10 protein-coding genes are annotated in these 11,055 nt (G+C 57.7%); 6 read left to right on the forward strand and 4 right to left on the reverse strand.

From position 1 onward, the window contains the following. Nucleotides 1–7: 7 nt before the first annotated feature. The 4 genes from ACZ0A4_RS29205 to yaaA all read right to left on the reverse strand — a co-directional run bounded on the left by ACZ0A4_RS29205 (nt 8) and on the right by yaaA (nt 5,700). On the reverse strand, nt 8–1,177 hold the full coding sequence (locus tag ACZ0A4_RS29205) for a PilZ domain-containing protein (RefSeq protein ID WP_463577457.1): 1,170 nt from the start codon (nt 1,175–1,177) through the stop codon (nt 8–10). A gap of 35 nt (nt 1,178–1,212) precedes the next feature. Then, nucleotides 1,213–2,694 (reverse strand): mannuronan synthase, encoded by a 1,482-nt coding sequence (alg8, locus tag ACZ0A4_RS29210; RefSeq protein ID WP_221729949.1) that lies wholly within the window; start codon nt 2,692–2,694, stop codon nt 1,213–1,215. Between the two features lie 98 nt (nt 2,695–2,792). Then, nucleotides 2,793–4,109, reverse strand: coding sequence for a nucleotide sugar dehydrogenase (locus ACZ0A4_RS29215; RefSeq protein ID WP_008087506.1), 1,317 nt, complete (start codon nt 4,107–4,109; stop codon nt 2,793–2,795). Nucleotides 4,110–4,920: 811 nt separating this feature from the next. After that, complete coding sequence (gene yaaA / locus ACZ0A4_RS29220; protein WP_463577459.1) at nt 4,921–5,700, reverse strand: peroxide stress protein YaaA; 780 nt, start codon at nt 5,698–5,700, stop codon at nt 4,921–4,923. A 266-nt stretch (nt 5,701–5,966) separates the two neighbouring features. On the opposite strand from yaaA, the gene ACZ0A4_RS29225 reads away from it, so the two are divergent. From ACZ0A4_RS29225 to ACZ0A4_RS29250, 6 genes are all read left to right on the forward strand, one after another. Next, on the forward strand, nt 5,967–7,091 hold the full coding sequence (locus tag ACZ0A4_RS29225) for a polysaccharide deacetylase family protein (RefSeq protein WP_463577461.1): 1,125 nt from the start codon (nt 5,967–5,969) through the stop codon (nt 7,089–7,091). A 337-nt stretch (nt 7,092–7,428) separates the two neighbouring features. Continuing rightward, entirely contained in the window at nt 7,429–8,823 is a 1,395-nt protein-coding gene (locus ACZ0A4_RS29230) for a PhoH family protein (RefSeq protein WP_397484068.1), read from the forward strand. Between the two features lie 241 nt (nt 8,824–9,064). Further along, a complete protein-coding gene (moaC, locus tag ACZ0A4_RS29235; RefSeq protein ID WP_016985015.1) occupies nt 9,065–9,538 on the forward strand; it encodes a cyclic pyranopterin monophosphate synthase MoaC in 474 nt (157 codons plus the stop codon). After that, nucleotides 9,535–9,777 carry a MoaD/ThiS family protein gene (locus ACZ0A4_RS29240; protein WP_016985014.1) on the forward strand — a complete coding sequence of 81 codons (243 nt, stop codon included), beginning with the start codon at nt 9,535–9,537 and terminating at the stop codon, nt 9,775–9,777. Before moaC ends, ACZ0A4_RS29240 begins: the two co-directional genes overlap by 4 nt. Nucleotides 9,778–9,780: 3 nt before the next feature. Continuing rightward, nucleotides 9,781–10,233: a molybdopterin synthase catalytic subunit MoaE gene (gene moaE / locus ACZ0A4_RS29245; RefSeq protein WP_463577463.1), complete on the forward strand. Its 453-nt coding sequence runs from the start codon at nt 9,781–9,783 to the stop codon at nt 10,231–10,233. Nucleotides 10,234–10,496: 263 nt separating this feature from the next. After that, nucleotides 10,497–11,055 (forward strand): transporter substrate-binding domain-containing protein (locus tag ACZ0A4_RS29250; RefSeq protein ID WP_463577465.1); only part of this gene is annotated, 559 nt, incomplete at its 3' end.

Raw genomic sequence — 11,055 nt, forward strand, 5'->3', positions numbered from 1 at the left:
CCTCGACTTAAAGACCGGCAGCCATGGCTTTGTCGATCAGCCAGTTCAGGTTCGGGCCACGGTCGCTGTTCACTTCCACCGGGCGACCGGCGAGGCTGCTGTCGAGCGGCTCGTCAGGCTTGATCTGCACGCGGATGTCGGAGGACAGGTCTTCGCTTTTCAGGCTGGTGCTGCTGACGATCTTGCCGGTGCGGGTCTTGTCTTCGCCGGCGATCTGGAAGCTCACCGGGGTACCCGGACGCACGTCGCCGAACTGGCGATAGGAGAAGCGCGCATCAACGTTGGCCTGGGTGTTGCGCGGTACCAACTGGAAGATCACGTCGCCCTTGCTCGCGTATTGACCGTCAGCCACCAGTTGCTTGGCCACGGTGCAATCGCACGGCGAAGTCAGGGTGCCGGTCATTTGCTTGCCGAACAGTTCTTCAACCTTGGCCGGGGACAGTTGATCTTCTTCCAGGTGGCCCTTGAGTACGTCGAGCATGCTGGTGCTGAAGGTCGCCAGTGGTGCGCCTTTCGCGGCAACACCGTCGGACTTGACCAGGCTCTGCACGGTGCCGTCGCGCGGCATGGTGATATTCATCCCCGGCACGCTGACCAGACCGGCCTGCGCGTGGCTGATGAAGTACATGCCATACACCGATTTGAAAATGAAACCCGCTGCCACCAGGCCGACTGCAAAAATACCGGCGCTGAACGTCACGGCTTTCAGACGGCCGAACGGGGTCATGCCGGAGCCGCCGTCCTTGACCTTGCGCGCTTTGGTGAAGTTGTCGCGCTGCAGGGTCGCCAGCACTTCGCCGATGCTGACAATGTCGCCGGCCAGGTGCGAAGTGATCAGATGGCGCAGGGTGGATATGTCCTGCTGCTCAAGGTTCTGGAACTGGCAGCCAGCGCGGCCGGTCTGGCGGTCGAAGGAACGCACTTGCAGTTCAACGTCCATCGCCAGGCCGAGGTTGTCGATGACGAATTGCAGACGCGCCTTGTACACCTCGCCAATGGTCAGCGGCAGTTGCCCGGCGTTGAACGCCAGACCACCGGCCGACAGGTCGATGACCCGCGCTTCAACCGGTGTCCGGTCGGGACCGAAGAAGCGCAGTTTGGCCGGGATTTTCACGCGGGCGTGTTGGCGCTGGGCTTCGGATTCATGCACTACGTTGGCGTTGACGGCGGTATTCATAGGGGCGATTTCCTTGTTAATTCAATAGGGGCGGGTCAGACCATCATCAGCAGCACGGCGACAAAAATGCTGCCGGCGGAGAAGGTCATGGTCCGAGACGACCAGGTGTTGAACCAACGTTGAAAGCTGGCGAGATCACGGGTCAGGGATGTGGGTTGGCGCGTCCAGGATTGTTGGTCGAGGCGGAAGAACACGTAGATCTTCACCAGCGCACCGACGATCTGGTTGTAATAGAGAATCGCTGGGTAAGCCGGGCCGATGCGGTGACCGGAACACGACAACAGCAAGGTCAGGATCAGGCGGGTGATGCCGATCCACAGCAGGTAAACGAGGATGAACGCGGTGCCGTATTTGAAGCTGGCGATGATCGCCACGGTCAGTCCGAGCAACGAGGTCCACATCGATACGCGCTGATCGAACAGCACCACCGAGGTGAAGGCGCCGAGGCGTTTCACACCCAGGCCCAGCGCTCGCGAGTTCTGGCGCAGGTTGTTGCCGTACCAGCGGAACATCAGTTTGCGGCTGGCCTTGATGAAGCTCTTCTCCGGCGGGTGTTCAACGGTGTTGATCGCCGCGTCAGGCACGTAGAAGGTGTCGTAACCCAAGCGCATCAGGCTGAACCAGCTCGACTTGTCGTCGCCGGTCAAGAACTTGAAGCGGCCCAGACGCCAGTGTTGCAGCGAGTCGCTTTCCACGTCGGCAATGAATTCCGGGTTGGTGACCACGGTCGCGCGGAACACCGACATACGACCGGTCATGGTCAGCACGCGTTTGGACAGGGCCATCGAGCACATGTTGATGTGGCGCTGGGCGAAACGCAGCTTGTGCCATTCGCTCATGATGTAGCCGCCGCGCACTTCGCAGAACTCGTTGGTGGTCAGGCCGCCGACGTTGCCGAACAGCTGGAACCACGGCACGGTCTTGCGCACGGTGCCTTCGCCGAGCACGGTGTCGCCGTCGATCACGGCGACTACGGCGCGATCGTCCGGCAGGTGACGGGAGATCGCGCGGAAACCATAGGCCAGGCCATCGCGTTTGCCGGTGCCGGGAATGCGCACGAAGTCGAGCTTTACACGCTCTGGCGGATTCATCCGTGCCCACAGTGCCTTGACCAGCAGCTCATCGGACATTTCGACGATGGAGCAGACCACGGTGGTCGGCAGTTCGCAGTCGATGGCTTCGCGGATCACCGAGCTGTAGACCTGCGCGGTGGTGAGCGCGTCGATACGGAAACTGGTGACCATCAGGAACACATGCGACGGGTCCGCCGCTTTACCCAGCTTGCGCACTTTACGGCGCAGGTGCGGGTAGACGATGTAGAGAAAAATCATGCCGCGCACAAAGTGTGTTGCACCCATCGAGTAGCGCCAGATACCCACGGCGCCAATCAGGAAAATGAAGTCCTTCGACTCGGAGTCGAATGTGGACGTGGGCAGCATCAAGGCCAGGCCCATCAGCAGACTGAGATAAAAAAGCCAGCCGGCTGATTGCAGAAAAAAATGTTTGAGCTTGGTCATCAACGTCATCCGAAGGTAAGAAGGCTTCAAGCCGCAAGCTTCGAGCTGCAAGCGAAACGCTTTGGCTGGCAGCTCGAGGCTTGTCGCTTAGGGCTGCTTTACCAGCAAATACCTTCGGTGCGCGTACCGGCGTCGGTGGCTTTGGCCATGAAGCCGACCAGGTCGATGACCTGTTTGCCGTGCGGCGCTTGCTGGGCCAGCGCACGGAATTTCTCGTCGCGGTTGCCGAGGATGATCACGTCGGAGTTGTCGATCACCGAATCGAAGTCCGCGTTGAGCAGGGACGATACGTGGGGGATTTTCGACTCGATGTAGTCTTTGTTCGCGCCGTGAACACGGGCGTACTCGACGTTGCTGTCGTAGATGCTCAGGTCGTAACCCTTGCCGATCAGCATCTCGGCCAGTTCTACCAGCGGGCTTTCACGCAGATCGTCGGTGCCGGCCTTGAAGCTCAAGCCGAGCAGAGCAACTTTGCGTTTGTCGTGGCTTTCAACGATGTCGAAGGCGTTCTGCACTTGCGATTCGTTGCTGCGCATCAGCGAGTTGAGCAGCGGCGCTTCGACGTCCAGGGAACCTGCGCGGTAGGTCAGGGCGCGCACGTCTTTGGGCAGGCACGAACCGCCGAAGGCGAAGCCCGGGCGCATGTAGTACTGGGACAGGTTGAGGGTCTTGTCCTGGCAGACCACTTCCATCACTTCACGGCCATCGACGCCGACCGCTTTGGCGATGTTGCCGATCTCGTTGGCGAAGGTCACTTTGGTCGCGTGCCAGACGTTGCAGGTGTACTTGATCATCTCGGCGACGGCGATGTCCTTGCGGATGATCGGTGCGTCGAGTTCTTCGTACAGCGATTGCAGAACGTCGCCCGAGGCCTTGTCGAACTCGCCGATGACGGTCATCGGTGGCAGGTCGTAGTCGGCGATGGCGGTGGATTCACGCAGGAACTCAGGGTTGACCGCAACGCCGAAGTCGACACCGGCCTTCTTGCCCGAGCAGTCTTCGAGGATCGGGATCACCACGTTGGCAACAGTGCCCGGCAGTACGGTGCTGCGTACGACGATGGTGTGGCGGGTGGTTTTTTCACGCAGAACAAAACCGATCTCGCGGCACACCGCTTCGATGTAGTTCAATTCCAGATCGCCGTTCTTTTTGCTCGGCGTACCGACGCAGATCATCGACAGGTCAGTGTCACGAATCGCTTCGGCGAAGTTGGTCGTGCCACGCAGACGACCGGTCTGGATACCCTGTTGCAGAAGTTCGCCCAGGCCCGGTTCAACAATCGGCGACTTGCCCGCGTTGATCATGTCGATCTTGTCTTTGGCAACATCGACGCCAACCACGTCATGGCCCCGTGCAGACAGGCAACCGGCACATACTGCGCCAACGTAACCCAAACCAAATATGCTGATGCGCATCGCAATTACCTCTGTATATATCAGGCCTTAGAAGGCCGGAGTTAATGGTGTTCAGCGTTCATTAGTGCACTCGAAAGTGCGGCTTACAGGCGCCGCAATGCCGTGTGCAGGCATACTAAGTTTCGAGTGTCTAAATAAGTGCACTCAAGATGTGCGCAACCAGGCCTTGTTGTTATGACTTGCCCTGTTATGCAGCCGATCTTCCTTGTGGAAGACTCTTGTGCAATCGTCTTGCGCGCTCGAAAGCAGGATGAAAGTCCCGTAAATCAAGCGGTTGTGTGCTCAGGCGAGCACGTTTATAGGGGCGCGGCCATGGCCTTTGTAGGGGATATTAATGGTGCGTATCTCCTGTCCATCGTTCCGTAATCAGACTAGTCAGTCATCTAGGCAAGTTGCTGTGACAACTTGGTTACATGGCTATCTGCTCTGCGTAAGTTATCTCGTACAAACTCGGCGAGAATCGTTACCGGTGGTATGAGCTATGCATTTGGACGAAGTTCCTGTCCGCTCATCGCGAAATCTGAAATTTGTTGAAATATTGTTAGAGATGGCACTAATCTCAATTTGATAGCACTTTCGTTTTCGACCTTTATTAACAGGCGAATAATCACGTTAGATAGTTTTGTGCCACTACCGGAAAAAAATTTAGGTGCCACTACTGAAAAAAATGATCAGTGTCGAGTGAAACTAATCTTAGAAAAGACAGGGATGTTTTTTTGGCGTCAGTAAAATGGCGAAATAAGGCGGGGGATTTTTGACAGCGTGCAGGCTGCACGACTCTTTATAGAAAGAGTCGTGCAATAGGCATGCTTTATTCGGGGGCGTGGTCGCGCAGAAATACCAGATTGTCGGGTTTCGACTGCTCGGCGCTGTAGCGATAACCCTGCACATCGAATTGTTTGAGCAGGGCCGGATCGTTGATTTTTTCCTGAATCACGAAACGGCTCATCAGGCCACGGGCCTTTTTCGCGTAGAAGCTGATGATCTTGTACTGGCCGTTCTTCTGGTCTTTGAACTCGGTGTTGATGATCCGCGCGTTCAGGGCCGTGCGTTTGACGGCCGAGAAGTACTCGTTGGAGGCGAGGTTGAGCAGCACGTCGTCGCCCTGATCGGCCAGCGCTTCGTTCAGCCATTCGCTGATGCGCGTGCCCCAGAAAGCGTACAAGTCCTTGCCCCGGGCGTTGGCCAGTTTGGTGCCCATTTCCAGACGATACGGTTGCATCAGGTCGAGCGGGCGCAGCAAGCCATACAGGCCGGAGAGCATGCGCAGGTGTTTTTGCGCGTAGTCGAAGTTGGCTTCGCTGAAGGACTGTGCGTCGAGACCGGTGTAGACGTCACCCTTGAACGCGAGCAGCGCCTGTTTGGCGTTTTCCGGGGTGAATGCTGGCGTCCAGCTGCCGAAACGTGCGGCATTGAGCCCACCGATCTTGTCGGACACGTGCATCAGCTCGCTGATCTGCGCAGGCGTCAGGTCGCGCAGTTGCAGGATCAGTTCCTGGGAATGGTCGAGGTATTGCGGCTGGGTGAAGCGCTGGGTCGCCGGCGGTGTTTCGTAATCGAGGGTCTTGGCGGGGGAAATCACCATCAGCATGAAGTCGTCTCCTTTAATCGTGGGGGCGATTCTAGGGGGTTGTCGGTGTTGACTCCAGCTATCAAGCCCATAGGTGATCGACGGCTTACCTCAAAACCCTGTGGGAGCGAGCTTGCTCGCGAAGAGGGCGTGCCAGTCGACTGGTGTGCTGGATGACACACCGCATTCGCGAGCAAGCTCGCTCCCACAGGGCAGGTGAGTTGCTGCGGGGAATCGTGCCGGATCAGCTATAGTGCCGCGCGGGTTTTGTTATGGAGACATCCCTTTTGCGCATTGTTCTTTTATTCACCGCGTGGCTGTTGAGCTTTGGTGCCGTGGCGGCGCCGGGCGATGTGGCGACGCTGGATCGCAGCACCTGGCCAGAGCAACTCAGCAACCCGACGCTGTTTGATGTGGCGTCCCGGGCGGAAATCCTCATGTTCGCCCGTGTTCTGCTGGGCACCGAGTCGATGGACGAAGCCGCCTTGGCTCAGCGTCTGGGCCTGCGCACGGTCAATATCGATGCAGTCAACGAGCTGCGCCAGCGCCTCTGGCAGCGTTTGTTGGCCAACTACAACTACGCCCAGCAAAGCTGTGATCAGGATGCATCGTTCTGCTTCCTCGTCGAAGACATGCCGACATTGCGTGAGCAAGCCGCCAAGTTTGTGGTCAGCGACGACAGTTATTACACCAAATGGGCTGAGCCGAGCCGGATCTTCCATGTGCAGTATCTGGAGGAGTTGATGCGCAAGGCTGCGCTCTCGCCGCAGACCAGCAACGAATTCGATCGTTTCGGCGACTACGAGCGCAACGGTGACGAGATGCACGACCGGCTGTTTCTGCTGACCTTCGACAGCGCCGCGAACCTGCAACCGGACAACACCGGTTGGCTCACCGAATACCTGCGCAAGGCGAACCTGAACGGCACGTTCTTCGTGTTGGGCAAGGATATTCAGGCGCGGCTGGCTGATCGTTCGGTCAGCAGCCTGCAGGCGAGCTTCTCCAAACAGTGCGTCGGTGTGCAGGGTTGGGAGTTCCGCTCCCACAGCCACTGGCAGGACTGGCAGGATTCGGTGCGGCGTAGCGCTGATCTGGTGAAGAACAAATTGCCGGAAAACTACGTGCCGCTGTTCCGTCCGCCGGAAGGTCAGCGCCGCAGCGATGCGCAAGGTTTCTTCAACACCCAGGGCCTGCAAGTGGCGCTGTGGGACATCGATGCCCAGGACGGCGCCGGCAAACTCAAGGGCTCAGCGAGCGCGCAGCGGGTATTGACGCTGATGCTGTTGTGGCGTCACGGGGTGATCAATTTCAACATGAAACAGGATGCGGTGAAGACCTCGTTACCGTGGCTGATCACGCAAACCGCGCAGAGCGGTATCGGTTGGGAAGACTGTCAGGACGCTTTTCGCTGAGAAACGAAAAAAGCCCGGAAACATTGGGCTTTGGGCGATTTTTTTGAAGAATTCGATGCAGGCGGACTTCCGACTTTAGCGGGCTATGGACAGTCCGCCAAGGGCTTTTCGTCACTCTGCAAAATAAACTTAAAAAAACCGTCAAAGTACTTTTTTATGTCATCGGTTTTGGAGTATTACGAAGACAGACCGCCGAAACCTGCAACACAGGTGGCGTCTTCCAAGACCCGTTTGTTTGCAGTCACTTGAATCTCCGCAGGTGAGATTTCGGCAGTCACTTCGAGGCGCAGCACCGCCCAGGTATTGCGTCTACTGGCTCTGACAAAGGTGACCGAGTATGGATGATCACGGACGTAGCCCTTCCTCCAACCAGCCAATCCTGTATGTACTCGATACCAACGTATTGATTCACGATCCAAACGCCCTGCTGAATTTCGAAGAACACCACGTCGCCATCCCGATGACCGTGCTTGAAGAGCTGGACAAGCTCAAGAGCGGGCATCACAGCGTTGCGGCCGAATGTCGCCAGGCCATCCGGCTGATCGACAAGACCTTGGGCGATGCTTCTCCGGAAGATGTCGAATTGGGCGTGCCGATCCAGCGCGGTAAAGGCGGGCCGAAGGGCTTGCTGTCAATTCTGATGAGCAAGCAGGCCGAATCGAACCTGATTCTGCCCGAGCATCTGAACGACAACAAAATCATCAACCAACTGATCGACCTGCACACCCGCGACCCGAAAAAGCCTGTGGTGCTGGTGACCAAAGACATCAACATGCGCCTCAAAGCGCGCGCCTGTGGCATCGATGCCGAGGATTACAGCACCGACCAACTGGTCGATGACGTGTCCCTGCTGCCCAACGGCTACCACAACATGACCGGCTCCTTCTGGGACCGCGTGAGCAAGGTCGAAACCCGTCAGGATCACGGCCGCACCTGGCACCAGGTACAACTGATCGACAACCTGCCGGCCGTGCACATCAACGAGTTCATCATTGATGAACAGGGCTTCGTCGGCTGGATCAAGGAGATTGAAGAAGACCGCCTGCTGATCCTCGATCTGCACCAGGAACCGCTGCTGCACCAGGAAGCGTGGGGGCTGAAACCCCGCGACATTTATCAGAGCCTGGCGCTGTATGCGCTGCTCGATCCAGACATTCATCTAGTCAACCTGTCCGGTGCCGCCGGTTCCGGTAAAACCATTCTGGCGCTGGCCGCTGCGATCGAGCAGACCATGGTCAGCAAACGTTATCGCCGCATCATTGCCACCCGCAGCGTGCAAGGCCTGGATCAGGAAATCGGCTTCCTGCCCGGCACCGAAGCGGAAAAAATGGAGCCTTGGCTGGGCGCCATCACCGACAACCTCGAAGCCTTGCACATGGATGACGAAAACACCCATGGCAGCGTCGACTACATCCTCAGCAAAGTGCCGTTGCAGTTCAAATCGCTCAACTACATTCGTGGTCGCAGCTTCCAGCAAAGCCTGATCCTGATCGACGAATGCCAGAACCTCACACCGCACCAGATGAAAACCATCATCACCCGTGCTGGCGCCGGTTCGAAAGTAGTGTGCCTGGGCAACCTCGCACAGATCGACACCCCTTACCTGTCCGCGACCAGCTCCGGGCTGACCTACCTGACCGAACGCTTCAAGGATTTCCCCAACGGTGTGCACATCACCTTGCAAGGGGTGCCTCGCTCGATACTGGCTGAGTACGCCGAAACCCATCTGTAACCGCATCACCACCAAAACCGGGCGGCCGCAAAGCCCCCCGGTTTTTTGTGGATAAATGCATAACCAATGTGGGAGCGAGCCTGCTCGCGAATGCGGTGTGTCAGTCAGCATCGATGTAGCCTGATGCACCGCTTTCGCGAGCAGGCTCGCTCCCACAGGGGATGGTGGTGAATTCATAATCAATGATGCGGAAATTTGACCCGCAGGTTTACAATCCACGCTCCTGATCAGGAGTAATCCCGTGCTGACTCATCTCGATTCCCAAGGTCGCGCCAACATGGTCGACGTCACCGAAAAAGCCGTGACGTTCCGTGAAGCGACGGCCCAAGCGCTGGTGCGCATGCTCCCCGAAACGCTGCAGATGATCGTCAGCGGCGGCCACCCCAAGGGTGACGTGTTCGCCGTGGCGCGCATTGCCGGCATTCAGGCCGCGAAGAAAACCAGTGATCTTATTCCCCTGTGCCACCCATTGATGCTCACCGGCGTCAAAGTCGAACTCAGTGCCGACGGTGAAGACACCGTGCGCATCGTCGCTCGTTGCAAGCTGTCGGGGCAGACCGGCGTCGAGATGGAAGCGCTGACCGCTGCCAGCGTCGCAGCCCTGACCATTTACGACATGTGCAAAGCCGTCGATCGCGGCATGACCATCGAAAGCGTGCGCCTGCTGGAGAAGGTCGGCGGCAAGAGCGGGCACTTTCAAGCGGAGCAGCCATGAACCTGACCGTGAAGTTTTTTGCCCGTTACCGTGAAGCGCTGGGCGTGGATTCGGTGAAGGTTGAAGGTGATTTCGCTACCGTCGATGACGTGCGGGCGTTGTTGGCACAACGCGATGGTGCCGAGGTGCTGAGCGAGCAGAACCTGATGTGCGCGCGTAATGAAGACCTCTGCCAGCTCGATGAACCAGTGGTCGATGGCGACGAAGTAGCGTTTTTTCCCACAGTGACCGGGGGCTGAGCCATGGCGATTCGCGTGCAGGCCACGCCGTTCGATCCGGGCGCTGAAGTCAACGCGATGCACGCGGCCAATGTCGGCGTCGGTGCAGTGGTGAGTTTTGTCGGCTACGTGCGCGACTTCAACGATGGGCTGGATGTGGCCGGGATGTTTCTTGAACACTATCCGGGCATGACCGAAAAGGCCCTCGGCAAGATCGCCATCGAAGCCGAACAGCGCTGGCCGCTGCTGAAGCTGGAAGTGTTGCATCGCATCGGCGCGTTGGAGCCGGGCGAACCTATTGTGTTTGTCGGCGCCGCCAGCGCCCATCGCCAGGCCGCCTTCGATGCCTGCGCATTTGTCATGGACTACCTGAAAACCCGTGCACCGTTCTGGAAGAAAGAAAACACCAGTGACGGGCCGCGTTGGGTTGAAGGGCGTGACAGCGATCATGCCGCCGCTGATCGCTGGAGGAAGTAACTCCCATAGCGCCCTTTAGTCCCTCATCGCTGGCAAGCCAGCTCCCACAGGGTTTTGCGTCGTGCACGTTTTTTTGTGCACCACTGAAACTGTGGGAGCTGGCTTGCCAGCGATGGGGCCATCTGCAACACCCAAAATCTCTCTTTTCTTTAATTGACGATATGTACGTGCGAGTCCAATATGGATTTATAAGTACAAAAAAGCATCGCCTCCGTTTCAGCTCTTTCTTGCCAAACCTACAACAACCCCGCGAGAGAACGAACATGAAGAAACTCCCCCTCATCACCGGTCTGGCCCTAAGCCTGTTGTCCTGCGCCAGCGTGTTCGCCGCCGAACAAACCCTGCGCATCGGTATCGAAGCCGCTTATCCGCCGTTCGCCTCGAAAACCGACAAGGGCGAAATCGTCGGTTTCGACTACGACATCGGCAATGCCCTGTGCGCGCAGATGAAGGTCAAGTGCGTGTGGGTCGAAGGTGAGTTCGACGGGCTGATTCCTTCGCTGAAAGTGAAGAAGATCGACATGGCGCTTTCATCGATGACCATCAACGAAGACCGCAAGAAGTCGGTGGATTTCACCCACAAGTATTACTTCACTTCGTCGCGCCTGGTGATGAAAGAAGGCGCCAGCGTTGACGATCAATACGCCAGCCTGAAGGGCAAGAACGTCGGCGTGCAGCGCGCGACCACCACTGATCGTTACGCCACCGAGGTGTTCGAGCCGAAGGGCATCAACGTCAAGCGCTACAGCAACAACGAAGAGATCTACATGGATTTGGCGGCAGGGCGGCTGGATGCGATTTTTGCCGACACCATTCCGTTGA

It is taken from the genome of Pseudomonas sp. AC172 (genome assembly GCF_979258595.1).

Coding starts and splice junctions, on each gene's coding strand:
- ACZ0A4_RS29205 (WP_463577457.1), bottom strand. CDS start 1,177: ATGAATACCGCCGTCAACGCCAACGTAGTGCATGAATCCGAAGCCCAG.
- alg8 (WP_221729949.1), bottom strand. CDS start 2,694: ATGACCAAGCTCAAACATTTTTTTCTGCAATCAGCCGGCTGGCTTTTT.
- ACZ0A4_RS29215 (WP_008087506.1), bottom strand. CDS start 4,109: ATGCGCATCAGCATATTTGGTTTGGGTTACGTTGGCGCAGTATGTGCC.
- yaaA (WP_463577459.1), bottom strand. CDS start 5,700: ATGCTGATGGTGATTTCCCCCGCCAAGACCCTCGATTACGAAACACCG.
- ACZ0A4_RS29230 (WP_397484068.1), top strand. CDS start 7,429: ATGGATGATCACGGACGTAGCCCTTCCTCCAACCAGCCAATCCTGTAT.
- ACZ0A4_RS29240 (WP_016985014.1), top strand. CDS start 9,535: ATGAACCTGACCGTGAAGTTTTTTGCCCGTTACCGTGAAGCGCTGGGC.
- moaE (WP_463577463.1), top strand. CDS start 9,781: ATGGCGATTCGCGTGCAGGCCACGCCGTTCGATCCGGGCGCTGAAGTC.